The 25,072-nt window shown below is 38.9% G+C and carries 22 protein-coding genes; 7 read left to right on the top strand and 15 right to left on the bottom strand.

All coding sequences use genetic code 11. The annotated features are described in order from the left end of the window. The first annotated feature begins 89 nt into the window (after positions 1-89). Both AC2G3J_RS05515 and AC2G3J_RS05510 read left to right on the top strand, forming a co-directional pair. A complete protein-coding gene (locus AC2G3J_RS05515; RefSeq protein ID WP_336951777.1) occupies positions 90-860 on the top strand; it encodes a DUF4377 domain-containing protein in 771 nt (256 codons plus the stop codon). Positions 861-1,132: 272 nt separating this feature from the next. Next, complete coding sequence (locus tag AC2G3J_RS05510) at positions 1,133-1,549, top strand: DUF4377 domain-containing protein (RefSeq protein WP_483770777.1); 417 nt, start codon at positions 1,133-1,135, stop codon at positions 1,547-1,549. Between the two features lie 74 nt (positions 1,550-1,623). Here the strand turns inward: AC2G3J_RS05510 and gdhA are convergent, their stop codons facing one another. Continuing rightward, positions 1,624-2,967, bottom strand: a complete 1,344-nt coding sequence (gdhA, locus tag AC2G3J_RS05505; protein ID WP_336951779.1) for an NADP-specific glutamate dehydrogenase — start codon at positions 2,965-2,967, stop codon at positions 1,624-1,626. A gap of 345 nt (positions 2,968-3,312) precedes the next feature. Here gdhA and AC2G3J_RS05500 point away from each other — a divergent pair, with 345 nt between their 5' ends. Both AC2G3J_RS05500 and nth read left to right on the top strand, forming a co-directional pair. Continuing rightward, positions 3,313-4,116: an RnfABCDGE type electron transport complex subunit B gene (locus tag AC2G3J_RS05500; RefSeq protein ID WP_336951780.1), complete on the top strand. Its 804-nt coding sequence runs from the start codon at positions 3,313-3,315 to the stop codon at positions 4,114-4,116. Further along, the gene (nth, locus tag AC2G3J_RS05495) at positions 4,113-4,790 is read left to right on the top strand and encodes an endonuclease III (RefSeq protein ID WP_336951781.1); all 678 of its coding nucleotides are present in this window, start codon (positions 4,113-4,115) and stop codon (positions 4,788-4,790) included. The genes AC2G3J_RS05500 and nth overlap by 4 nt, the downstream gene beginning before the upstream one ends. A 118-nt stretch (positions 4,791-4,908) precedes the next feature. Here nth and AC2G3J_RS05490 read toward each other — a convergent pair whose 3' ends face one another. The 5 genes from AC2G3J_RS05490 to AC2G3J_RS05470 form a co-directional block, all read right to left on the bottom strand. Further along, a complete protein-coding gene (locus tag AC2G3J_RS05490; protein ID WP_483770776.1) occupies positions 4,909-5,259 on the bottom strand; it encodes an SH3 domain-containing protein in 351 nt (116 codons plus the stop codon). 188 nt (positions 5,260-5,447) lie between these two features. Then, positions 5,448-5,663, bottom strand: a complete 216-nt coding sequence (locus AC2G3J_RS05485; RefSeq protein WP_004823188.1) for a hypothetical protein — start codon at positions 5,661-5,663, stop codon at positions 5,448-5,450. A gap of 90 nt (positions 5,664-5,753) precedes the next feature. Then, positions 5,754-6,407, bottom strand: coding sequence for an adenylate kinase (gene adk / locus AC2G3J_RS05480; protein ID WP_004717260.1), 654 nt, complete (start codon positions 6,405-6,407; stop codon positions 5,754-5,756). A gap of 83 nt (positions 6,408-6,490) precedes the next feature. Continuing rightward, on the bottom strand, positions 6,491-7,807 hold the full coding sequence (locus AC2G3J_RS05475; protein WP_004717262.1) for a DUF445 domain-containing protein: 1,317 nt from the start codon (positions 7,805-7,807) through the stop codon (positions 6,491-6,493). A gap of 60 nt (positions 7,808-7,867) precedes the next feature. Beyond that, the gene (locus tag AC2G3J_RS05470) at positions 7,868-8,407 is read right to left on the bottom strand and encodes a hypothetical protein (RefSeq protein ID WP_336951782.1); all 540 of its coding nucleotides are present in this window, start codon (positions 8,405-8,407) and stop codon (positions 7,868-7,870) included. A 344-nt stretch (positions 8,408-8,751) separates the two neighbouring features. Between AC2G3J_RS05470 and mrdA the strand changes: the two genes are divergently transcribed. Both mrdA and rsmD read left to right on the top strand, forming a co-directional pair. Further along, positions 8,752-10,821: a penicillin-binding protein 2 gene (gene mrdA / locus AC2G3J_RS05465; RefSeq protein WP_483770775.1), complete on the top strand. Its 2,070-nt coding sequence runs from the start codon at positions 8,752-8,754 to the stop codon at positions 10,819-10,821. Positions 10,822-10,825: 4 nt separating this feature from the next. Then, the gene (rsmD, locus tag AC2G3J_RS05460; protein WP_171500312.1) at positions 10,826-11,374 is read left to right on the top strand and encodes a 16S rRNA (guanine(966)-N(2))-methyltransferase RsmD; all 549 of its coding nucleotides are present in this window, start codon (positions 10,826-10,828) and stop codon (positions 11,372-11,374) included. 420 nt (positions 11,375-11,794) lie between these two features. Here rsmD and AC2G3J_RS05455 read toward each other — a convergent pair whose 3' ends face one another. Together AC2G3J_RS05455 and AC2G3J_RS05450 are read right to left on the bottom strand one after the other, a co-directional pair. Beyond that, on the bottom strand, positions 11,795-12,004 hold the full coding sequence (locus AC2G3J_RS05455; RefSeq protein WP_483770774.1) for a hypothetical protein: 210 nt from the start codon (positions 12,002-12,004) through the stop codon (positions 11,795-11,797). Between the two features lie 137 nt (positions 12,005-12,141). Then, entirely contained in the window at positions 12,142-12,795 is a 654-nt protein-coding gene (locus tag AC2G3J_RS05450) for a hypothetical protein (RefSeq protein ID WP_483770773.1), read from the bottom strand. A 342-nt stretch (positions 12,796-13,137) separates the two neighbouring features. On the opposite strand from AC2G3J_RS05450, the gene AC2G3J_RS05445 reads away from it, so the two are divergent. Beyond that, the gene (locus AC2G3J_RS05445; RefSeq protein WP_483770772.1) at positions 13,138-13,899 is read left to right on the top strand and encodes a 3-oxoacyl-ACP reductase; all 762 of its coding nucleotides are present in this window, start codon (positions 13,138-13,140) and stop codon (positions 13,897-13,899) included. A 148-nt stretch (positions 13,900-14,047) separates the two neighbouring features. Here AC2G3J_RS05445 and sucD read toward each other — a convergent pair whose 3' ends face one another. From sucD to AC2G3J_RS05410, 7 genes are all read right to left on the bottom strand, one after another. Further along, positions 14,048-14,938, bottom strand: coding sequence for a succinate--CoA ligase subunit alpha (gene sucD / locus AC2G3J_RS05440; protein ID WP_004717274.1), 891 nt, complete (start codon positions 14,936-14,938; stop codon positions 14,048-14,050). A 12-nt stretch (positions 14,939-14,950) separates the two neighbouring features. Continuing rightward, a complete protein-coding gene (gene sucC / locus AC2G3J_RS05435) occupies positions 14,951-16,117 on the bottom strand; it encodes an ADP-forming succinate--CoA ligase subunit beta (protein ID WP_004717276.1) in 1,167 nt (388 codons plus the stop codon). A 168-nt stretch (positions 16,118-16,285) separates the two neighbouring features. Next, positions 16,286-17,719 (bottom strand): dihydrolipoyl dehydrogenase, encoded by a 1,434-nt coding sequence (gene lpdA, locus AC2G3J_RS05430; protein ID WP_419359419.1) that lies wholly within the window; start codon positions 17,717-17,719, stop codon positions 16,286-16,288. 60 nt (positions 17,720-17,779) lie between these two features. Next, complete coding sequence (odhB, locus tag AC2G3J_RS05425) at positions 17,780-18,991, bottom strand: 2-oxoglutarate dehydrogenase complex dihydrolipoyllysine-residue succinyltransferase (RefSeq protein WP_105713590.1); 1,212 nt, start codon at positions 18,989-18,991, stop codon at positions 17,780-17,782. Next, positions 18,991-21,828 (bottom strand): 2-oxoglutarate dehydrogenase E1 component, encoded by a 2,838-nt coding sequence (locus AC2G3J_RS05420; protein ID WP_004717282.1) that lies wholly within the window; start codon positions 21,826-21,828, stop codon positions 18,991-18,993. The genes odhB and AC2G3J_RS05420 overlap by 1 nt, the downstream gene beginning before the upstream one ends. 611 nt (positions 21,829-22,439) lie before the next feature. After that, on the bottom strand, positions 22,440-23,150 hold the full coding sequence (locus tag AC2G3J_RS05415) for a succinate dehydrogenase iron-sulfur subunit (RefSeq protein ID WP_004717284.1): 711 nt from the start codon (positions 23,148-23,150) through the stop codon (positions 22,440-22,442). 14 nt (positions 23,151-23,164) lie between these two features. Then, positions 23,165-25,063, bottom strand: coding sequence for an FAD-binding protein (locus AC2G3J_RS05410; protein WP_336951788.1), 1,899 nt, complete (start codon positions 25,061-25,063; stop codon positions 23,165-23,167). Positions 25,064-25,072: the final 9 nt, after the last annotated feature.

The following is a 25,072-nucleotide window of genomic DNA, read 5'->3' as shown; positions in this document are numbered from 1 at the left end:
ATATTGAAACCGAATTAATAAATTGTATCCATATCTTTTAGTGTTTCATGGTTTATCCTATGCATAGTTTTTTAAAACGTGAATAGAATATGAAATTCAAATATTTAGCATTAGCTGTACTTCCTTTAGCCCTCGCGGCTTGCCAATCTGGCGATATTCAAAAATTGGGTGATACCGCAGTGAAAGTATTACAACAACAAGGTAATGCAGAGCAAACATTAAATGCTTATCAATGGTCTTATCAACCAGCAGATACCAAGCAACCCATCGTACTTAACTTTGCAGACCAACGTTTAAATGTTGCAACTGGCTGTAACCGACTAATGACAAGTGCTAAAGTTGAGAATGGTTTATTAGTAACAGGAAATATCGCCTCAACAAACATGATGTGTTCCCCTGAATTAATGAAACAGGAAAGTTTTGCTGCGGCATTGTTCCAATCGAATAAAACAGCATTTGTACTTGATACAGCAAATACTGAAAACCCAACGCTTACCTTGGTAAATGCGACAGGCGGTAAAGTTGTATTTACTGGTAAAATGACACCTGAAACTAAATACCAAAGCCAAGGTGAAACAATTTTCTTAGAAATCAGCCCAGAAACCAAAGAATGTTCTGCTGGTGTAAGAAAAATGCAGTGCTTACAAGTACGCGAAATCAAATATGCTGATAATGGTGTAAAAACGCAAGTAGATAAAGATTGGACATATTTCTATGACGATATCGAAGGCTTTACTCATAGCCCTGCTGAACGTCAAGTGGTTCGTGTAAAACGTTATGAGATTAAAAACCCAGCGGCTGATCAGTCTAAATACGCTTATGTCCAAGACATGATTATCGAACGTGAAACTTTAAAATAATTGTATAGAAAAGCTGAAGTTCAACTTCAGCTTTTCATTTTAGCTACTTATAAACATATAGATTTAATTCAGCTTCATGCTTTTTCAACCAGATAATCAAAACATTTCTACCTTAAGGTCTACCTTTTAATTTTAATCGATGCAAAGCCCCAAACACTGCACAATAGTTAAATAACAGTGAATTTAAACACTCAATAATAGAAACTTAAGTAATCAATAGTCATTGCATGAAAGCACATTTTTAATTTAGGAAGATCGATAAAGGTAAAACTATGAATCACAAATCAAGCATTTTACTGCTCTTACCGTTGCTCGTCATAGCATGTAGCGAAGAATCTACAACTCAAAAAGTTCCGACGCCTGCACATATAGAGACCCAAATTTCAAATACAACAGTTCAACCACAAATTATTTTTTTAGAAGTCAGTCCTGAAATTCGACCCTGTACTGGTGTTGCACCACAAACCTGTTTTTTAGTCCGTGAATTGACAATAAGCGAAACTGGTCAAAAAAATTATAGCGAAAAAGAAGCGAGTTATTTTTATGATTCTATTGACGGCTTTACCCATAATTCAAAGTCTACTCAAATTATTAAGATCAAGCGCACAGAAATTGTCAATCCGGCCGCTGATCAGTCTCAATACCAATATGAGCTCGATTCAGTTGTTGAAACGATTCCTAAAAAATAAGCTTGTCACTGTTTTAATTGCTCAGAAAAAACCGATGCAAAAGCATCGGTTTTAAGTTCAAAATCAAACAGAAATTAGAACACGCCTTGCGCCAACATTGCATCTGCAACTTTTACAAAACCAGCAATATTTGCACCATTTACATAGTTCACTGTGCCATCTGCTTGAGTACCATACTTCACACAGTTACGGTGAATTTCTTTCATAATCGCATGTAGGCGCTCATCCACTTCTTCAAATGTCCACCCTAAACGAATCGAATTTTGTGACATTTCAAGGCCAGAGGTGGCAACACCACCTGCATTAGACGCTTTACCTGGCGCATAAAGAATTTTTGCTTCTACAAATTTTTCTACAGCTTCTAGTGTTGAAGGCATATTGGCACCTTCAGCAACACAGATTACACCATTGGCAAGAAGTACATCTGCATCTTCTTCATTTAATTCATTTTGAGTTGCACATGGCAATGCAATATCACACTGAATTGACCAAGGGCGTTGACCTTCTAAATATTCAAAACCGTGTTTTGAAGCAAATTCAGAAATACGTCCACGTTTTACGTTCTTAAGTTCCATCACTTCAGCAAGAAGCTCATTGGTAAAGCCATTTTTTACATGTACCGTGCCATTTGAGTCAGACAATGAAACCACTTTAGCGCCTAAATAAATAGCTTTTTCTGCAGCAAACTGCGCAACGTTGCCCGAACCTGAAATCACCACAGTTTTATCTTTAAAGCTTTCACCGCGAGTTTTTAGCATTTCTTCAGCAAAATAAACTGTACCAAAACCAGTTGCTTCTGGGCGAGCCAAAGAACCACCAAATGATGAACCTTTACCCGTAAATACACACGAAGTGTCGTTACTGAGCTTTTTCATCATACCCGCCATGTAACCCACTTCACGGCCACCCACACCAATATCCCCTGCTGGAATATCAGTATTTGAACCTAGATGACGGTATAGTTCGATGATTAATGCTTGGCAAAAACGCATGATCTCACCGTCTGACTTGCCTTTCGGATCAAAATCAGAACCACCTTTACCGCCACCCATTGGTAGTGTAGTCAAAGCATTTTTAAACGTTTGCTCAAAACCTAAAAATTTTAAAATAGAAAGGTTTACAGATGGGTGAAACCGCATGCCGCCTTTAAATGGACCAATAGCAGAATTATATTGAACACGAAAAGCACGGTTAACTTGAGTTTGGCCCTTGTCATCTACCCATGAAACCCGGAATTGAATCGCTCGTTCTGGCTCAACAAGACGTTCAAGCAAACCGTGCTCAGCATACTCTGGGTTTTTCTCAATAAATGGCCACAAACTGGTCATAACTTCTTCCACAGCTTGTAAAAACTCTGGTTGATTTGGATCACGTGCTTTAACGTAATTTAAAAAGTCATTCAGGCTATTATATTTCAACGCTCATTCCTCAGCAGAAAATGATACAAAAAAGGTCAACCCTTTTAATAAAATGATAAATTTTGGCGCAAAGTATTTAATCCCTTTTGTATATAATCCACAACCTTTTTTCAAATGTTTTTTCAAATAATATTTAAATTCAATATGATAATTTCTAATCAACCCCAAATAAAATGTCAATTTGTTGGCGTTTTTAAACAAAAATTATTCAATATTTTGATCTAAATTAGCGCATTTTTAGCGCCAAATTAGAGCAAAGATTTTCACTGTAAAACATGCTAAAATTGCAAAATATTCTTCGCTTTTACCAAGTATTTGTTCATTTTTCTTTAAAGTTTTATTCACATGAATTCATCGCTTTCCTTCATTCAGCAAATAGATGCTATTTTGCCACAAACACAATGTGGACTCTGTGGTCACCGTGATGGGTGTCTACCTTATGCAAAATCTATTGTAGAAAAAGGTGAAGCAGCCAATAAATGTGTGCCAGGTGGGCAACCTGTTGCAGATGCGCTTGCTGATATACTCAATCGCAATAAACTCGTTGCTGAACCAAGTGTCTGGCCAATTCAAAGCGATGGCCGCCCACAACGCATGAAAGCTATTATTCGTGAAGATGAATGTATCGGTTGCACCAAATGCATCAGTGCTTGCCCTGTAGATGCCATTATTGGTTCTGGTAAACTAATGCATACCATACTTACAGATTTATGCACTGGGTGTGAACTATGTATTGCTCCTTGCCCAGTAGATTGCATCGATTTAGTTGAAGACATCCAGCCTATTCCAAATGACGAACAACGTTTCTTAGAACAAAATGACTTACGTGGTCGTTACTATGCCCATATTCAACGTGAAGAAAAGCTACGCATCCATCGTAAAGGCCCTGTGGTTCGTGCAGAAATCGACACTGAACTCTTTGCACAAATAACACAGCAAAGTCAGGCTTTACCTACAATTGAAATCAACCAACCCATAATAAAAAATCCAATTGTTACAGATGCTAAAACCACCATTCAATTGGCTAAGCTGCGAACTCAAATTAAAAAATTAGAGAAACAATTGAGTGTTCGAGCAGATGAAAATAAGCAACATCAATTAAATGAATTGATTCAACAGTTATCTGTTTTGCAAGAGGATGCATCATGACTGTAAAGAATATGACCAAAAAGCAGATTCAGATTTTCTTTGAAAGATTACGCGAGCAACGCCCAAATCCGAAAACAGAACTCAATTACTCAAACCCATTTGAGTTGCTTGTTGCTGTTACTTTATCGGCTCAAGCCACAGATATAAGTGTCAACAAAGCCACTGATAAGTTATTTCCTGTCGCCAATACCCCTGAACAGATTTATGCATTGGGTGTAGACGGTTTAAAACAGTATATTAAAACCATTGGTTTATATAATGCCAAAGCTGAAAATGTGATTAAAGCCTGTAAAATTCTGATTGAGAAGCACAATAGCCAAGTTCCAGATAATCGTGCTGATTTAGAGGCTTTACCCGGTGTAGGACGCAAAACTGCCAATGTTGTGCTGAATACCGCCTTTGGTCAGCCTACAATGGCTGTAGATACGCATATCTTCCGAGTTGGCAATCGTACTGGACTTGCTGTAGGAAAAAATGTACTTGAGGTCGAGCATCGTCTAATCAAAGTGATTCCAAAAGAATTTATTATAGACTCGCATCATTGGTTAATTTTACATGGGCGATATTGCTGTATTGCACGGAAACCGAAATGCCATGAATGTATTGTGTCAGATGTTTGTAATTGGCCTGATAAATATGAATTTGGCGCTGTACGCGAAGTCAAAACAAAGTAGCGAATAAACGAGAGATTTTAGCAAAGCATAATCATCATTTAATTAAAATCAGGCTTTGTCATTTTCCTGAGGAAGCTATTTTCTGAAGAAACAGCTAGCATCTTAAAATAGTTCTCAATCAAATCTGACTTAATACCTCTAAGGGCACCCAGCCAGACTGATCATCAGATAATCTGCTACACCAAATCCAGCCATTTAGTTGTTCTTCTCCAACCAATAGATCGCCATGATCTACATTGAGTTCTTTCGCTGTGTAATCTGCTATTGCATGGCCTTGATGCTTATTGATCCATTCAATGATTTGAGTAGCAACCCACCCCTCTAATCCATTGTCAACTGTGCAGAAATACCAATTGTCCCAATTCTCCGAGCCTTGATAGTTTTCGCCTATGTTCAGCAAAGTCCCCTTTGAAAAATGAATAAGCTCTAAATATTCGCTACGATGTTCTGTTATCGCAATCAATTTCATTTAGACAGTCTTCTTATAATATGAATGCTGTGAATTTAACATGTAGATGGATAAACAAAATACTTAGAATTAATTGCATACACATCTCAATCATAAAAATTCATCAGTTAAATTCATTAATTTGGAAGAATGAAGCGCGATGATAGATAAGGATGAATTTATCCTCAGCATTCATCTCCCTAATTATTTTACTTTTTATTTTCCAAATCTTTCTTCAACTTTTCAAGCCGTTTCCACTCTTCAGCCACCTGTGGATGCACTTGGTAATTACCTGATTTTCTCATTTCACGGCGTTGCTGAAGCTCTTCTTTTTGTGCTTTGCGTAGTAATTTAAAGCTCATATACAATAAGCCCAAAAGAAGCAATATACTCAAAATGACCAAGGCAATTAATACAAACTTCACTCTCTACGCCACTCTTGCAAAAAAAAGAGACCTAATATGAATCAGGTCTCTGTTATTGTCAAAGCTTAAAAAAATGCTTTGAATGCGGTCTTATTTATCTAAAATCGCAAATAAATCTTTTTGGACATCTTCTATTGGACGTAAACCGTTCAATTTATTATAAGTCGGTGCATTTTCCCCAGAAGCTGCACGCCCTTGATAGAAACCAACAAGCTGTTCAGTTTCATTATGATAAGAGCCTAAACGCTTACGAATCGTTGCTTCTTCGTCATCTGGACGTTGCACAAGATCTTCGCCAGTTTCATCATCTTTACCTTCCACTTTCGGTGGGTTATAAATCGTGTGATAAACGCGACCAGATGCTGGGTGCTGACGACGACCAGAAAGACGTTTTACGATTTCTTCGTCTGGCACTTCAATTTCGATCACATGGTCAATGCTAATCCCTTCGTTCTCTAAAGCCTCAGCTTGAGGAATCGTACGTGGGAAACCATCGAAAATACAACCATTTACACAATCAGGTTGTGCAATACGTTCTTTCACTAAACCGATAATAAGCTCATCAGATACTAAACCACCTGATTCCATTACACTTTTAGCTTTAAGACCTAATTCAGTACCTTCACGAATTGCAGCACGGAGCATATCACCGGTTGAAATTTGTGGGACATTGTAGCGCTTACAGATCAACTGAGCTTGTGTACCTTTACCTGCTCCAGGTGGTCCGAGTAATATAATGCGCATAAAAAAACATCCTCATTTAAAACAATATGTATGATACCGTTTGCCATGACAAATTAAAACTTATCATCGTAATGGCATCAAATTTATAAGAAAGCCACAAATAAATGTATTAGACCAGCAAAAAATCCAGTCACACCACCGAGTACTATCAAAATCCATTCGTCTTCCTGAAATGCAGGACGTAACAAGTTTTGAAACTCTTTTGGGGTTAACTCTCTGATCCGCTCTTTAAACATCTGAAAAATTTTCTGTGCACGGCTCGCATTAAACGCAGGGTCGCAAACAGGCACCATCGTAATTTCAATTGACCGATCAATCAAGTCTGTCTTGAGTTTTGCATACTCTTTTAGTCCTAAAGACAATTGTAAAGAGGTACGAACCAATGGAGTTTCCATAATTTCGTTAATATGACGCTTTACAATACGACGGGTTTTTTCTTTCTTAGGACCGTACATCATTTCAGTCATGATTGACTTTAATGTAATCAAATCTTCAGTGACGACACTTGCAAAAACATCTGACACTTCTTCTTGGCGTTTCATAAACGCACCTTGAACATTATAAGTGCCAATTCTTGGAATAACAGGTTTAATCCATGGAAATTTTCGATCTTTTGTCCGTTCAAAAAATTGTGGATAGCGTACATAATGTGGCTCTACAGGATTGAAAACCATCCAGATTGCAATCCAGTTGGTTAAAAAGCCCCAGACTGCAGCAAAGAAAGGTACAGTCCAATGTTGAGGAACAAATACATAGACAAACATTTGAAAAATACCAAAGAAACTGCCAATGACCGCACTAATATGCCAAATAAAGTTAATTTCTTTTTGTCCAACTTTTAAAAACATACGGACCATCAAACGGCGATCGCCTTCCATTTGAGTTACGACCATATCTCGCATGTTGACCAGTGACTCGACATTCATAGTCAGCTCGGTCACGAGTTCTCTTAAAACACCCGGCAATTGTTTATGCGCTTGACCATAAATTCGCCGTTTAATCGAATAAGGTAGGTTTTCCCACAAAACAGCATTACGATCTAACATCACCTCATCAATCAAATGCTCAAGTTCGAAACCGACTTGTTCACCGATAATCCGAGCCATATCTTCAGGGTCCATTGCATCTAAAAACTCACGCAAAGAACCTAGTTTGGATAATGTATTGTCTGTAATAATGCCTGAAATTCGCCCAGCTTTACGTGGCACAATCCCTTGCCATCCTACAGGTAAGGGACCAATATGAAATCCCCAAAACGTGATTGGATAAAATACCATTTTCAGTGCCATCCAAACGTGCGCCCACGTTACAAAGGCCGTCACTGGGATGATACTTAAAATGGCAAGATGATCAGGTCGAGCTGTAAAAGCGTGCCACAAACCATTAACGTATTCCAACATGCATGACTCTCGTATTTATTTCTATTTGCGGTCGAAGGATATAGATAAAATCATAAAACTTTAGAACCCGACACTTAAGGTATAAGCAAATTGTATTTGTGGACGAGTCTCTAGGATCATATCTCCATTTTTATTATGAAGTTCACTACCTGCACCCATCCCCACACTAAATGTACTTATACGCTCTTTATTCAATAAAACATAAGATAAATCGGCACCACCACCATATTGGACTTCATCACTTCCGTCCACTTTTTTGCTTTTAAGTGTTCCGCCATAGACCCCTACATAGAAGCCATTTTTATCTTTACCATTTAATACTACAGGAATTCTATAACCGACTTGGCCTGCAAACTCATGGTCACCATTATAAAAAACACCTAATTTAGTATAGGCAATTCCATAAGGATTTACCCATTCACCATTTGCATGGACCATCTGTTGTGTTACACCCGCACCGATATTCCATTTAGAAGCATCTTCAGGCTTAAACTTTGCCTCTGGTAAAATTCCCTTCATATCTGGCAAATAATCTTTAACATCAGCGTGCGCGAAACTTCCGACAGCAACCAATATTAATAAGGGAAAGATTTTTTTCATTATTTTCTCCATTATCCCTAATCTTAACTTAGGTCGAATATATTTATCCTTAAGGCTCGACTTTAACAGAATTATTTTAGCACTCATATACAAAACACTATAAATTTAATGTCGCTAAGGTCAAATCCATATAGGGGCTATTGACATTTTGCCTAGCTTTACAATGATGCGTATTTTTCAAATGAAATGTAAACGGTCTCATCTAAGAAAAAAAATCAATTACAGTTTTTAGTTAAAATATATTTTGATGACTTATTTGTGTTTTTTAATTTTTAAGACGCAATCTAGGGTAAAATGTTTGACCCCTAAATTCACCCATCTTTAAGTACTAAAGCCGACGACGTATGAAGCAGCAGTTTCCTCTAAAAAATGTCCAACAAGAAAAACGCATCTTCCGTGGTCGTGTCTTTTTTGCGATTGGTATTGTTTCATTTTTTATGTGCCTTCTAGTTGCACGCTATGCTTATCTGCAAATTTTTCATCATCAAGAGTTTAGTGAAGCGTCAGATAAAAACCGAATTCGACTACAACCTATAGCACCAGCACGTGGCTATATTTATGATCGTAATGGGATTTTACTTGCAGATAACTACCCTGTTTTTACCGCAACATTGAGCAAAGCCGATGTCGAAGATATAGATGACACTGTTAAGCGCTTGATTCCAATTTTAAATCTCAATCAAGAAGATATCGACCGTTTTAATAGCCGCATTAAAACCTCTAAAAAAACAGAACGTGTTACCTTAAAGCTAAATCTAACAGAACAAGATATTGCTCGCTTTAGTGAAATAAAGTTTCAATTTCCAGGTGTTGATATTGAAACTCAAATGACTCGCTATTATCCACATGGTGAATTGTTTGCTCATGTGGTGGGTTATGTTGGTCGTATTAACGATAAAGAACTTAAAGCAATTGATAAAGATAGTTACGCTGGCACAAACCTAATCGGGAAAATTGGTGTAGAAAAATCTTATGAAGAATTACTTCATGGCGTTCCTGGTTATGAATCGATTGAAGCTGATGCACATGGTAATGTGTTACGCCATTTAGGTCGTAAAGAGTCAACCAGAGGCAATGATTTATATCTTTCATTGGATTATGGTTTGCAAACTATTGCAGCAGAACAACTTAAAGATCGTCGTGGTGCAATCGTCGCAATTGACCCACGCACTGGTGAAATATTAGCGCTTGTTTCCAGCCCAAGTTTCAACCCGAACTTATTTGTGACAGGTATTGGGCATGCGGACTATACTGCTTTACGTGACAACTTAGACCAACCACTCTATAACCGCGCTGTTCAAGGGACTTACCCTCCCGGTTCTACCATCAAACCAATGGAAGGCTTAGGTGGCATCCATTTTAAAACTGTGGATTGGGGAACTACAATTTCCGATCCTGGTTATTTCCATTTACCTGGTGATTCACATAAATTCCGTGACTGGAAAAAAACTGGGCATGGCGCTGTCAATTTACATAAATCTATAGTGGTTTCTTGTGATACTTACTTCTATATCTTGTCTTACCAGATGGGTATAGATCGAATGAATGAATGGATGCGTCAATTTGGTTTCGGTGAAAAAACGGGTGTAGATTTACCAAGCGAAAGTACAGGTTTATATCCAAGTCCTGAATGGAAGATGCGTACTCGTAAGAGTAAATGGCTCAAAGGTGAAACCATTTCTGTCAGTATTGGTCAAGGTGCATTTACTGCCACTCCATTACAGTTAGCTATGGCAACGGCAATTACGGCCAACCATGGTGCGCATGTCACCCCACACGTATTACGTGAATCTAAAGGGGCGAAAAAGCATGAAGTACTCAATGCCCCGACAGGAAAAATCAACTTTAGTGGTACGGATGACGACTGGGTCAAAATGCGCGATGCAATGGTTGATGTTATTCAAACAGGTACAGGCCGAGGTATCCGTACACCGATGTACCAAATCGCAGGTAAAACAGGTACAGCACAGGTGAAGAGTATTGCGCAAGGCAAACGCTATAACGAAGCTGCACTGACATCAAGACAATTAGACCACGGTTTATTTGTTGGTTTTGCACCTGCTGAAAATCCTGAAATTGCCATTGCCGTGATTTGGGAAAATGGTAAGCATGGTGGTTCTGCTGCCAAAATTGCTCGTCCTGTATTTGATTACTGGTTGCTAACTCGCAAAAAGAATCCAATTGTACCGCTTAATCATCAAGTCAGTGGGGGCTTAATGACAGCCGGCATCAAACCGGGTGAACTGCCAAGTGGTGATGTTTCCCTTGCAGCAGATCCAAATGCCTTGCCTAAACCGAAGCCAAATACGCAGACCAATACGGCTACCCAAAACCGTATACCAACTCAAGGTCATAGTCCGACTTCGACGCAACCCACTCCTCCACCTGTACCTGAGGCTGATATCAGTGAATAATAAAGTGAAAAACCAATTACGTATTATTGGTGGAGAATGGAAACGTCGAGTTCTTCCTTTTGCTGATATCGATGGTTTACGTCCCACACCTGATCGAGTACGTGAAACATTGTTTAACTGGCTCATGTGGGATATTCAAAATGCCAAAGTCTTAGATCTTTGTGCTGGTTCAGGTGCTTTAGGATTTGAAGCACTTTCACGAGGTGCAAGGCACGTGATCATGATTGAACCCAATGCCACGCAAGCTAAATTTTTAAAAGACAATATTCAGTTGCTCAAAGCTGATAACTGTCAGCTAAAAACACAAACAGCACAACAAGCCTTATCCAATTTAAATGAACAGTTTGATTTAATGTTTTTAGATCCACCCTATAGTTTAAATTTATGGGATGAATTGGCTCAAAAAGCGGATCAATACTTATCTGATCAAGCATTGATTTATGTAGAAGCAGATCGTGGCTTAAATCAACTGAATTTACCCTCAACATGGCAATTACAGAAACAAACCAAAGCTGGTGTAGTACAAGCAGGTTTATTTAAAAAAATAATATAGGGTCTGTAGACATTTCATAAATGACTTGCGTTGTAGGTTAAAATTGAGCATGAGACGTATACGTCGTAAAGCAGGAAACGAAGAGAATAGCGAGACTATTTTCGAGTTTCATAACGTAGGCTGAGATAATTTTAGCCACAACCCTGAGCAAGAACAAAGCACTGCTTTGTTTGCAGCGCAAGGCGCAGTGGGGACTAGAGTAGTTTTTACCGCTACGTCGTTACCTTTCGAAACGATGTTTCTCATCATTTAGAATGATTAAGTTTAATAGTTCTTGCCTTGTATCATCCAAAAACCACTTGTAGTCGCAAACGTAGACGAATTGTCAACAGACCCTAATTACTTCATTCATATATTTTCAAACAACAAGATAGAAAAAAATGGGCATACATTGCCCATTTTTATATTTAAGATAAAGAATTAACGTCCTTTCCAATTCCAGTCACGATCATTGCGATCTCGGTCATAAAGATGTCGATCACCATCACGATGCTGATCCCTGCGATGATCCGAATCATGTCGCTGATCATAACGACCATGACCACCTCGATGACCATCATCAAATGGTGCAACAATACAGCCGGTTAATGAAATAGCAACTACACCCAACACAATAACTTTGTTTAACATGATGACTCACCTCTTCATCTCATTTTGTTTAAGTTAGTCTTTTAATGTGTAGTGCTAAACAAGCTTATGTTTCAAGTTGTAGTATTTCCAACATGATTTCTTCATGGTAATAAAAATGATCGATAAAATATTTATTGTTAATAAGTCAGCGTTCTAATCCAAAACAGACGCAATAATTGCCCACGATCATAAGGAAAACTAGAGATGTATTCATAACCCACTTTGTTTAAAGCATTGATCTTAAATTCAATGCCATAACCAAAAGAAAGATAAAGCTCACTTGATGCAGGATTATCATTTGAAGGATTGAGCAATGATGTCTTTAATTGTTGTACATTGTAAGCAGTATAATTGAACACCCGAATACGCTCATTTTCATAAAATTTATTGGTTAAAATTGAATAATCTGCCAATTCATGCTCATGCTGTTCTGCTAGCTTTTTTTGCAATTGGTCTTGTTCAAAAAAAATATCATTTCGCTCAATGCTCATTTCAGTATCACTTAGGCTATTTTCTTGATTTTCAATTTTAAATAATTGCTCATCTTGCAATTGATCTGGTTGTCCTAATAATTCATCTTGATATTCCACAACTTGATTTTGTGCCTCTTCTACCATAAGTTCCAGATCATTAAAAGCATAAACATTTGAATTTATGAAAAATATAAAAATGACCATTAAATTGAGTGGGTAAATAGATCGCATGTTTTGCCTAATCAATTCATGATTTTTATCGGAGTTATACCAATCATAAAACAAGATGGTTGTCTCCTCTGTTTGTTTATAAGTCACTTAAATGATCAGTCTAATTGTAGCCTACATATAGATCAGAATGGCTAAAGCACACCTAATATCAAATGCGTTTCGTTTTAATTATAAATAATATGATCAATATGTTAAACCAATTAACTATCATTCTGAGCCATCATTTTATCAATAGGATTTAAAAAGTTTAATTATTTGAATATTCATATGTAATCAATCCACTAAGATGCTTAAATTTCTCTAGATGTTTTTTATATTTTTCATCTTGAGTATGTGCAATTGATAAACTTTGTAACTCATCTCTCAATCGAAGTGTCTGATCGATAAAAGTGCTAAAATTAAATTGATATCAAATGAGTTGATTTGAACATGGAAATACGAGATCAAATTATTCTAGTGACTGGTGGCGCACGTGGTTTAGGACTTGCAATTACCTATGCTTTGATTCGTGAAGGTGCAAGAGTTGTGGTGAATTATTTCAATAGTGAAGAATCCGCACAACAGCTTGCTAAGGAACATGCCGAACAGGTTTTTATTTACAAAGCAGATGTAACCGATGCAGATCAAGTCAACACGATGTTTAAAAAGGCAAAACTGCATTATGGACATGCAATCACTTCAGTGATTAATAATGCACTATTGGCATTTAAATTTGATGGTGATCTACGTCCAAAAGTTGAAACACTGAGCTGGCACAGTATGCAACAGCAATTGGACAGTGCAGTAAAAGCCGCTTTAAACACCACCCAAGCTGCGCTAGAAGATATGAAAAAAGATCATTTTGGTCGAATCATCAATATTGGAACCAATCTCGTGCAAAATCCTGTGGTTCCTTATCATGATTATACTGCGGCTAAAGCAGCACTTTTGGCTTTTACTCGAACCACTTCACATGATTTAGGTCAGTATGGTATTAATGTAAATATGCTTTCAGGTGGTCTATTACGTAAGACTGATGCCAGTAGTGCAACACCTGATCAAGTGTTTGATTTAATCGCAGCCTCTACGCCCTTACAAGAAGTCACCACACCTGAGCAGTTTGCAGATGCCGTGCTGATGTTTTTATCACCGTGGTCACGTGCTGTAACAGGACAAAATTTGATTGTGGATGGTGGTTTAGTCAAAGGCTAATTACAGATCACCCATCTCATATAAATTCCCTTTTTTTATTTTGATTACAAAGTTAAATACTAACAATCAAGAATCTACAACTAATACTCTACAACCAATAAAAATGGGAGCCAATTGGCTCCCATTTTTTAGCTTAAAAAATTAAAAATTAAACCAAGCCTTTCTTTTTTAAGACATCAAACATAGTTGAACCAAGTTCAGCTGGGCTACGCGTATATGCCATACCCGCTTTTTCAAATGCAGCAAACTTCTCTTCAGCAGTACCTTTACCGCCAGAGATAATCGCTCCAGCGTGACCCATACGCTTACCTTTAGGCGCTGTTACACCCGCAATATAACCAACAACAGGTTTAGTCACATTAGATTGAATATATTCAGCAGCTTCTTCTTCCGCACTGCCACCAATTTCACCAATCATGATGATTGCTTCTGTTTGAGGGTCTTCTTGGAAAAGTTTTAAGCAGTCAATTTGATTCATACCTGGAATTGGGTCACCACCGATACCAATACAAGTAGACTGACCTAAACCAAGCTTAGTCGTTTGAGCAACCGCCTCATAAGTCAATGTGCCAGAACGAGAAATGATCCCGATTTTACCTGGTTGATGAATATGCCCTGGCATAATCCCAATTTTACATTCGCCCGGTGTGATAATACCTGGACAGTTTGGACCGATTAAACGTGCATTATTACCATAAGTTTCAAGGTAACGTTTGGCTTTTAACATGTCTAAGGTTGGCACACCTTCAGTGATCACCACGATTAACTCAATACCAGAATCTACTGCTTCAACAATTGAATCTAGTACAAATGGAGCAGGTACATAAATTGAAGTTGCATTTGCACCCGTTTCTTTTACTGCTTCACGCATTGTATTGAAAACAGGTAGACCAATATGAGTTTGACCACCTTTACCTGGTGTTACGCCACCAACTACTTTTGTACCGTATGCAATTGATTGCTCAGAATGGAATGTACCATTCTTACCTGTAAAGCCTTGTACCAATACTTTTGTGTCTTTATTAACTAATACGCTCATGATTGATACTCCTTACGCTTTCACAGCAGCAACAACTTTTTCTGCGGCATCAGCTAAGCCGTTCGCAGAAATTAATTTTAGACCTGATTCATCAAGTAATTTAGCACCTAACTCCGCATTGTTGCCTTCCAAACGAACAACAACAGGTACGGTTACATTTACTTCTTGAACCGCTGCAATAATCGCTTCAGCAATCATGTCACAACGTACAATACCACCAAAAATATTGATCAACACACCTTGTACAGATGAATCTGAAAGAATAATTTTAAATGCTTCAATGACGCGATCTTTGGTTGCACCGCCACCAACATCAAGGAAGTTTGCTGGCTGACCACCATACAGTTTGATGATATCCATTGTTGCCATTGCAAGACCTGCACCATTTACCATACAACCAATATTGCCTTCTAGAGCAACATAGTTGAGGTCAAATTCAGATGCTTTTAACTCACGTTCATTTTCTTGAGATTTATCACGCATCGCAGCAATTTCAGGCAAACGATAAAGTGCATTTGAGTCGATACCGACTTTGGCATCTACACATAAGATTTCACCATTTTCACGAACGGAAAGTGGATTAATTTCAAATAGTGCAAAGTCATTTTCAACAAATGCTTTGTACGCGCCTGTCATGATAGTTACAAATTGGCTGATTTGCTTATCTTTTAAACCCAACTGGAAACCAACATCACGCGCTTGGAATGGCAATAAACCAACTAATGGATCTACTTCGACTTTAATAATTTTTTCAGGCGTTTCTTCAGCAACTTTTTCAATTTCTACGCCACCCTCTGTAGACGCCATGAATGTCACACGACGACTAGAACGATCGACCACTGCACCTAAATACAATTCACGTTCTACAGGATAAACATCTTCACAAACAAGGATACTATTTACAGGCTGGCCATTGGCATCAGTTTGATATGTGACTAAACGAGTACCTAACAGGCTTTTTGCATATTCAGCTGCTTCTTCTTTTGACTTAACAACTTTTACGCCACCCGCTTTACCACGACCACCTGCATGGACTTGGGCCTTCATCACAGCGAATTTGCCACTAATTTGCTCAAAGGCAGCAGATGCTTCTTCAGGCGTAGTGATTAAAATGCCTTCTTGAACTGGCATACCATATTTTTTTAACAGCGTTTTCGCTTGATACTCATGTAGATTCATGTTTTACCTTTTACTACTTTTCACATTGTTATGACACACCAATAATTAGACTTCCATCACAATAACTATCGGCATTTATTAAAGTTTGTTCTTTTATTTTTAGATGATTATTCAATTAAAAACAACCATCAAAAGTAAAAAGAGCGGTCGAAACCGCTCTTTTTTGTGTTATTTACGTTTACGCTGAATCGCGTGAATCGCACGCCCATCAACAGCAAGCGCTGCTTCATGAACGACTTCAGAATAAGTTGGGTGACCAAAAGTCATCAATTGTAAATCTTCAACAGAAGATACAAATTCAAGTGCAATCATACCTTGATGAACAATGTCAGAAGCACCAGGACCAATGATATGCATACCCAATAAACGATCTGTTTTTGCATCTGCAACAAACTTCACAAATCCAGCAGATTCATTGGCAGCTAAAGCACGACCATTGACAGCAAATGGGAATTGACCGGTTTTAACTTCGTGACCTTTCTCTTTAGCTTGCTCTTCAGTCAAACCTACCCATGCAGCTTCAGGGTGTGTATAAATCACTGAAATAATGGTGTCGTAATTCACTTGAGCAGCATGACCATGCATACGCTCAACCGCCATTACACCTTCTTCCATTGCTTTATGCGCAAGCATTGGGCCACGCACCAAGTCACCAATTGCATATACACCGTCAACAGACGTTGCACACCAATCGTTCACTTCAACCAAACCACGTTCAGTTAATTTAATGCCTGAATCTTCAGCCAATAAACCTTCTGCATACGCTTTACGACCAACACAAACGATTAATTTATCGAAAGTTTGAGTTTTATCTTCGCCTGCTTGATTATATTGAACAGTCACTTCACGACCATTCACTTCAGTGCCTGAAACTTTAGCACCAATACGAATATCTAAACCTTGTTTTGTTAAAAGTTTTTGATAATCTTTTGCCAACGCTTTATCCGCCATTGGTAAGAATGCATCTAATGCTTCGAACACAACAACTTCAGATCCAAGACGACGCCATACTGAACCAAGTTCCAGCCCAATTACGCCTGCACCAATTACACCTAAACGTTTAGGCACTTCTTGGAATTCTAAAGCACCTGTTGAATCAACGATAAGGTCTTCATCAACTTTTGCTACAGGAATATTTACAGGTACAGAACCAGTTGCAAGAATTACGAATTTAGGTTCTAAAACTTGAACATCACCACCTTCTAATGGTGTGAATTCAACTTTTTTACCAGCAAGTAGTTTACCCGTACCTTGTAACCACTCGATACCATTGCCTTTCAGCAATTGAGCAACACCACCAGTTAAGTTATCTACAACTTTGTCTTTACGAGCAAGAAGCTTTTGAAGATCAAGTTGGACATTTTCAACTGTAATACCGTGAACATCTAAGCCATGAAGAGTATCTTCATAGTGATGAGAAGAATCTAAAAGTGCTTTAGAAGGAATACAACCTACGTTTAAGCAAGTACCACCTAAAGATGGCTTACCTTTGTGTACACGTTTTTCGATACACGCAACTTTGAAACCAAGTTGAGCAGCACGAATTGCCGCTTCATAACCACCTGGCCCACCGCCGATTACAACTAAATCAAACTGAGACATGCTTATCTCCAAAAACGAGTTTAAAGGATCACTCTAAACTCGTGTTGTTATTCTAAAGAATTAAAGGTCAAGGATTAGTTTAGCTGGTTCTTCAAGTAACTCTTTAACAGTTACCAAGAAGCCTACAGCTTCTTTACCATCAATCATACGATGGTCATAAGAAAGCGCTAAGTACATCATTGGAAGAATTTCAACTTGACCATTTACAGCCATAGGACGCTCTTGGATTTTGTGCATACCTAAAATAGCAGTTTGTGGTTGGTTCAAAATAGGTGTTGAAAGTAATGAACCGAAAGTACCACCGTTGGTAATTGTGAAAGTACCACCAGTCATATCTTCAATTGCTAATTTACCTTCACGTGCTTTTGCAGCATACGCACCAATACCTGATTCAACTTCAGCATAGTTCATACGGTCAGTATTACGTAATACTGGAACCACTAAACCACGATCAGAAGAAACCGCAACACCGATATCATAGTATCCATGATAAACAATATCATCACCGTCGATTGAAGCATTTACCGCAGGATAGCGTTTAAGTGCTTCAGTTACAGCTTTAACGAAGAATGACATAAAGCCTAAACGTGCACCATGACGTTTTTCGAAAGCATCTTTATATTGCTTACGCATTTCCATCACAGGTTTCATGTTAACTTCGTTAAACGTAGTCAACATCGCAGTTTGCTGTGTAGCAGCAAGAAGACGTTCAGCAACACGCTTACGTAAACGTGTCATTGGAACACGTTTCTCAATACGCTCACCAACTGCAACGCTTAATGGTGTTACAGCAGCAGCTGGTTTAGTTTGATGATTTGCAACATCTTCTTTGGTGATACGACCACCACGACCAGTACCATCTACATCCGCAGCAGCAATACCTGTTTCAGTTAAAGCTTTACGCACTGCAGGTGCTTGATCTTGTACTTGAGCACGTTCAACAACAGGTGCATTACCCGCTTGAGTTTGTGCCGCAGCTTGTTCTACTTTCTCTTCTGATTGAACTGCTTGAGTTTGAGTAGCGCCAGAAACAGCACCTTCTTCAAATGTCGCAATAACTTCAGAAGAAAGAACTGTGTCACCTTCATTTTTGATGATTGCAGAGATAGTACCATCAGCAGGAGCAACAACTTCTAAAACAACTTTATCCGTTTCAATATCACAGATGACTTCATCACGTGATACCGCTTCACCTGGTTGTTTGTGCCAAGTTGCAATTGTTCCGTCAGCAACTGACTCTGGGAACACCGGTGCTTTAATTTCGGTTGCCATTATTTAGATTCTCCTGATTGTTCAGCTACGATCGCAAGTGCGTCATTCACGAGCTGAGCTTGTTGTTTTGCATGCAAATATGGTGAGCCACATGCAGGTGCAGCTGAAGCTTCACGTCCTGCATAGCTAATTTGAACTTGTAGAGCAGACTTCATTACACCTTCGTATAAACGAGGAGCAATGAATAACCATGCGCCTTGGTTCTTCGGTTCTTCTTGACACCAAACAAGTTCTTTTATGTTCGGATATGTCGCAAGCACTTCAGCAAGACGTTTTTCTGGGTATGGGTACAATTGTTCAACACGTACCACCGCAATGTTCAAGTTTTCTTCACGACGTTTTTCAAGTAAGTCGTAATAAACTTTACCACCACAAAGTACAACACGTGTTACATCTTGTTTGTTGATTTGATCCACTTCATCAATCACAGTCTGGAATGTACCAGTTGCAAGCTCTTCCAAAGTTGAAGTTGCAAGTTTATGACGAAGTAACGACTTCGGTGAAGTCACGATCATTGGCTTACGAATTGGGCGAATTGCCTGACGACGCATTGCATGGAAAATCTGTGCAGGTGTCGTAGGTGTAATCACTTGCATGTTTTCTTCAGCACATAACTGTAAGAAACGCTCAAGACGTGCAGATGAATGCTCAGGACCTTGACCTTCATAACCATGTGGAAGAAGCAATGTTAAACCACACACACGCTCCCATTTGGTTTCACCAGATGAGATGAACTGATCAATAACCACTTGCGCACAGTTTGCAAAGTCACCGAACTGAGCTTCCCAGATGACCAAACTTTTTGGCAATGTTGTTGCATAACCATATTCAAATGCAAGCACAGCCATTTCTGACAATAATGAGTCATAAATTGCAGTACGTGGCTGGTTTTCTTTGATATGACACAGTGGAATATAAACCGAACCATCAACTTGGTTATGTAGCTTAGCATGACGGTGTGAGAATGTACCACGACCAACATCTTCACCAGTCAAACGCACCAAGAAACCATCATCAAGGATAGAAGCATAAGCTAAAGTTTCTGCTGCACCCCAGTTTAATGGCATTTCACCAGTTTGCATTTTCAAACGTTCATCGATCACTTTAGACACTTGACGCTGCATCACGAAACCTTCCGGTAATTCGCGCATTTTCGTACCAATTTCTTTTAAGCGTTCGATTGGGAAAGTCGTATCCCAAACATCTGTATATTCATGGCCTAGATACGGTTTCCAGTCCACAAACATTTTGTCATTTGGTTCAAGCACTAAAGCATTGGCAACATGGTTACCTGCTTCAAGATCTTCACGATATTTTTCAACTAAAGCATCTGCATCTGAACGATCTAATACTTTTTCTTGTACCAATTGATCCGCATAAAGCGTACGTGTAGTCGCTTTTTTATTGATCACTTGATACATCATTGGTTGTGTTGCTGCTGGCTCATCTGCTTCGTTATGACCACGACGACGATAACAGAACATGTCAATCACAACATCTTTACGGAATGTATGACGGAAATCATGTGCCAATTGCGCAACAAACAATACAGATTCAGGGTCATCACCATTTACATGGAAAATTGGCGCCTGAATCATTTTTGCAATGTCAGTACAGTATTCAGTAGAACGTGCATCACGTGGATCAGATGTAGTAAAACCAACTTGGTTGTTGACTACGATATGAACCGTACCACCTACGGTATAACCACGCGTTTGTGACATTTGGAAGGTTTCTTGGTTGACACCTTGACCAGCAAATGCAGCATCACCATGTACGATTACAGGTAATACGTCATCACCACCAATGTCTTTACGACGTACTTGGCGTGCACGAACTGAACCTTCAACCACAGGACCAACAATTTCTAAATGCGATGGGTTAAATGCCAAAGCCAAGTGAACTTCGCCACCAGGTGTCATCACATTTGATGAGAAACCTTGGTGATACTTAACATCACCAGAACCTTTTTTAGCTAAAGTTTTACCTTCGAACTCACCAAACAAATCAGCTGGGTTTTTACCCATAATGTTCACAAGTAAGTTTAAACGACCACGGTGTGGCATCCCAATTACGACTTCTTTACAACCTACAGAACCTGCACGTTGAATAAGTTCGTTTACCATTGGAATAAAAGATTCACCACCCTCTACACCAAAACGCTTCGCACCAACATACTTATTACCGAGGAATTTTTCTAAGCCTTCAGCAGCAGTTAAACGTTCAAGTACATGTTTCTTTTGATCTGCCGAGAAACCGAACTGACCGCGTGCACCTTCAAGACGTTGTTGAATCCAGCGTTTTTCTTTGGTGTCAACAATGTGCATATATTCAGCACCAATAGAAGCACAGTATGTTGCCTCCATTGCGCTAACCATTTCACCTAAAGTTGCTTCAGTTTTACCAATCGCCAAATTTCCAGCATTGAAAACTGTATCTAGGTCAGACTTGGTTAAACCATGTGCAGCAAGATCTAAATCTGGCACATCTTCACGTTTAGCCAAACCTAGTGGATCAAGCTTCGCTTTTTGATGACCACGGTTACGGTATGCTGCAATCAGTTGCAAAACACCGATTTGACGACGCTCATGCTCAGTACTTACTTCACTTTGCACAACAGGCTGAACACGACTTGAATTACGACCTAATAATAAGAATTGCTCACGAATGTTTCCGTGCGGTTGGTCACCTTTAGGGAATTTATCGAAATATTGACGCCAATCCTCACCTACTGAGGTTGGAGAAGAAAGGTACTGTTCGTAAAGCTCTTCAATATACGCTGCACTATCAGCGGAAAGTTCAGTATCAAGACGCAATGCGTCAGCAACTTCTTGCATTTGTGGACCCATTTCCTATTGCAAAAACATTAGAGGGTGCTTTTTAAGCACTCCCATGATTGATAATGCCAAATCGGTAAATTGACATTCACCCATCAGATACTCATGACCAAGGGGCGTTATAAACATTAGCTTTTACTAATGCATACAATGAATCATAACGCCCTCAATGGCATCATCACTCACTTATATACTCAACCGAAGCTGAGCAATTTTTTGCAAATCGACTTAGAAAAAACAAAGACTTTTTTGCTTTTTCTAAAGCGGTTCTAAACTTTGCTTATAAAATTATTTATAAACTGATCTGGATCACACTTATGTAGAAAAAATGTACCAAAAATATGGTGTGTTTTTCACATATAGTGGTTTGTTAAATCGTAACATGATCTGTCACTTCAATTGATTTTTTTGACACATACCACCTATAAATTAGCGAAATACATACAAGAAATAATCTATTATTATCCATCCATTTATATCGGGTCTGTTGCTACTTTTTCAATGCTTAAAACTTATCCTTCACTCGCTCGAACAAAAAACAACCATCTCATTAAAAATCCAATAAAAAAAGAGCGTACATCCTAAGATGTACGCCCTTTTTTCACATCGTATTAACCCGCTTGATCGAGCAACATGCTACGAATATGACCAATTGCTTTTGTTGGATTCAAGCCTTTCGGACATACAGACACACAGTTCATAATTCCTTTACAACGGAATAATGAGAATGGGTCATCAAGACGTGATAAACGATCTTGTGTCGCAGTATCACGAGAATCAATAATAAAACGATATGCATTCAACAATGCTGAAGGACCCAAGAATTTATCCGGATTCCACCAGAATGATGGGCATGACGTTGAACAACATGCACAAAGAATACACTCATATAAACCATTTAAGTGCTCACGCTCTTCTGGAGATTGTAAACGCTCTTTTGGTGGTGCAGGTTGATTATTGATTAAGAATGGATGAATTTTGTCATACTGATCGTAGAACTGATTCATATCCACAACTAAATCTTTAACTACTGGCAGACCAGGCAATGGACGAATGACGATTTTTTCAGGTAAATCGTTCAAGTTCCATAAACACGCAAGACCATTCTTACCATTGATATTCACACCATCTGAACCGCAAATACCTTCACGGCAAGAACGACGGAATGTTAATGATTCGTCTTGAACTTTTAACGCTAAAAGTGCGTCAAGCAACATACGATGCTTGTCCGTCAACTCTAGTTTAAAAGTCTGCATATACGGTGCTTTATCCTTATCAGGATCATAGCGGTAGATTTCGAATGTACGTGTACCTCTACTCATCTTATTTCTCCCGATTAGAATGTACGTGGTTTAGGTTCAATTGGGTCTACAGACAATGGGCTGTAACGTACTGGCTTGTATTCAAGATGGTTATCCGCTGAATACCATAAAGTATGTTTCATCCATTCATCATCACGACGACCATATGAATAGTGCTCATCATCAGCAGGCAATTCATAATCTACAACAGTATGTGCACCACGACATTCTTTACGTGCAGCAGCAGAAATCAATGTTGCTTTTGCTACTTCGTATAAGTTTTCAACTTCCAAGGCTTCAATACGTGCAGTATTAAATACTTTAGATTTGTCTTTTAAATGAATGTTACGTACACGTGGTTCAATCGCAAGAATCTGCTTAACACCCTCATCAAGCAATGCTTGAGTACGGAATACACCCGCATGGTCTTGAACGATATCACGAATCGCATCCGCAACTTCTTGTGCATTTTCACCAGAAGTAGAATCATCTAAATGATTGATACGTTTCAACGTGTTCATAAGTACATCATTTGGAAGTGGCTGGTATTCATCACCGTGATGTTTAGTCACGTAATCAATGATGTGTTCACCAGCAGCTTTACCAAATACAACCAAGTCAAGTAATGAGTTTGTACCTAAACGGTTTGCACCATGTACAGACACGCAAGAACACTCACCAATCGCATAGAAGCCTTTTACAGGCACTGTGTAATTCATTGTACCGTTGGTTGTGTATTCATTTGCAGCTTTATCAAAACCTGCATAGAAATCTGCTGCATTTTTCGCTGTTTCAGGGATAACCACTTGACCATGAATATTGGTAGGAATACCCCCCATTTGATAATGGATTGTTGGTACAACTGGAATTGGTTCTTTGGTGATATCCACGTTTGCGAATTTCTTACCAATCTCAAATACAGATGGTAAACGCTTCATGATGGTATCTGCGCCCAAGTGAGTCATATCAAGAAGGATATAATCACCTTTAGGACCACAACCACGACCTTCTTTGATCTCTTGGTCCATAGAACGTGATACGAAGTCACGAGGAGCCAAATCTTTCAAAGTTGGTGCATAACGCTCCATGAACGGTTCGCCATCTTTGTTACGAAGGATTGCACCTTCACCACGACAACCTTCCGTTAACAATACACCTGCACCAGCAACACCGGTTGGGTGGAATTGCCAGAATTCCATATCTTGTAATGGAATACCCGCACGAGCTGCCATACCAAGACCATCACCAGTATTGATATAAGCATTGGTAGATGCACGGTAAACACGACCAGCACCACCAGTAGCAAACAATGTTGCTTTGGCTTGGAATACAGCAATTTTGCCTGTTTCTTGGTCAATTGCTGTTACACCAAGTACATCACCAGCTTCGTTACGGATTAAGTCTAATGCAATCCATTCAACGAAGAATTGAGTACCCATTTTCACATTACTTTGATAAAGCGTATGAAGAAGAGCATGACCTGTACGATCGGCAGCGGCACAGGCACGTGGAACTGGTTTTTCACCATAGTTCGCAGAGTGACCACCAAATGGACGTTGGTAAATTGTACCATCTGCATTACGGTCAAATGGCATACCTAAGTGTTCAAGTTCATAAACAACTTTAGGCGCCTCACGACACATAAATTCGATTGCATCTTGGTCACCTAACCAGTCAGAACCTTTTACTGTGTCATAGAAATGATAGTGCCAGTTGTCGTCTTGCATATTACCAAGCGATGCACCAATACCACCTTGAGCCGCAACAGTATGAGAACGTGTTGGGAATACTTTAGTTAGCACTGCAACATTCAAGCCTGCTTGAGCAAGTTGATATGAAGCACGCATACCTGAACCACCACCACCAACGATGACTGCATCGAAGAACTGGCTTGGAATATTTGAATAATCTTCTTTAGGGGTTAAAGCGCCCATGACATTTTC

This window comes from Acinetobacter legionensis (genome assembly GCF_057165765.1).
This window is presented reverse-complemented; position numbering and strand designations above follow the sequence as displayed.

What these genes read in the sequence shown, in the direction of transcription:
- sucD (WP_004717274.1), bottom strand. Translation starts at nt 14,938, where the DNA reads ATGAGCGTATTAGTTAATAAAGACACAAAAGTATTGGTACAAGGCTTT.
- sucC (WP_004717276.1), bottom strand. Translation starts at nt 16,117, where the DNA reads ATGAATCTACATGAGTATCAAGCGAAAACGCTGTTAAAAAAATATGGT.
- AC2G3J_RS05515 (WP_336951777.1), top strand. Translation starts at nt 90, where the DNA reads ATGAAATTCAAATATTTAGCATTAGCTGTACTTCCTTTAGCCCTCGCG.
- lpdA (WP_419359419.1), bottom strand. Translation starts at nt 17,719, where the DNA reads ATGTCTCAGTTTGATTTAGTTGTAATCGGCGGTGGGCCAGGTGGTTAT.
- AC2G3J_RS05490 (WP_483770776.1), bottom strand. Translation starts at nt 5,259, where the DNA reads ATGAAATTGATTGCGATAACAGAACATCGTAGCGAATATTTAGAGCTT.
- AC2G3J_RS05410 (WP_336951788.1), bottom strand. Translation starts at nt 25,063, where the DNA reads ATGGGCGCTTTAACCCCTAAAGAAGATTATTCAAATATTCCAAGCCAG.
- AC2G3J_RS05470 (WP_336951782.1), bottom strand. Translation starts at nt 8,407, where the DNA reads ATGAAAAAAATCTTTCCCTTATTAATATTGGTTGCTGTCGGAAGTTTC.
- AC2G3J_RS05415 (WP_004717284.1), bottom strand. Translation starts at nt 23,150, where the DNA reads ATGAGTAGAGGTACACGTACATTCGAAATCTACCGCTATGATCCTGAT.
- AC2G3J_RS05455 (WP_483770774.1), bottom strand. Translation starts at nt 12,004, where the DNA reads ATGTTAAACAAAGTTATTGTGTTGGGTGTAGTTGCTATTTCATTAACC.
- AC2G3J_RS05420 (WP_004717282.1), bottom strand. Translation starts at nt 21,828, where the DNA reads ATGCAAGAAGTTGCTGACGCATTGCGTCTTGATACTGAACTTTCCGCT.
- AC2G3J_RS05445 (WP_483770772.1), top strand. Translation starts at nt 13,138, where the DNA reads ATGGAAATACGAGATCAAATTATTCTAGTGACTGGTGGCGCACGTGGT.
- AC2G3J_RS05500 (WP_336951780.1), top strand. Translation starts at nt 3,313, where the DNA reads ATGAATTCATCGCTTTCCTTCATTCAGCAAATAGATGCTATTTTGCCA.
- adk (WP_004717260.1), bottom strand. Translation starts at nt 6,407, where the DNA reads ATGCGCATTATATTACTCGGACCACCTGGAGCAGGTAAAGGTACACAA.
- odhB (WP_105713590.1), bottom strand. Translation starts at nt 18,991, where the DNA reads ATGGCAACCGAAATTAAAGCACCGGTGTTCCCAGAGTCAGTTGCTGAC.
- mrdA (WP_483770775.1), top strand. Translation starts at nt 8,752, where the DNA reads ATGAAGCAGCAGTTTCCTCTAAAAAATGTCCAACAAGAAAAACGCATC.
- AC2G3J_RS05510 (WP_483770777.1), top strand. Translation starts at nt 1,133, where the DNA reads ATGAATCACAAATCAAGCATTTTACTGCTCTTACCGTTGCTCGTCATA.
- AC2G3J_RS05475 (WP_004717262.1), bottom strand. Translation starts at nt 7,807, where the DNA reads ATGTTGGAATACGTTAATGGTTTGTGGCACGCTTTTACAGCTCGACCT.
- nth (WP_336951781.1), top strand. Translation starts at nt 4,113, where the DNA reads ATGACTGTAAAGAATATGACCAAAAAGCAGATTCAGATTTTCTTTGAA.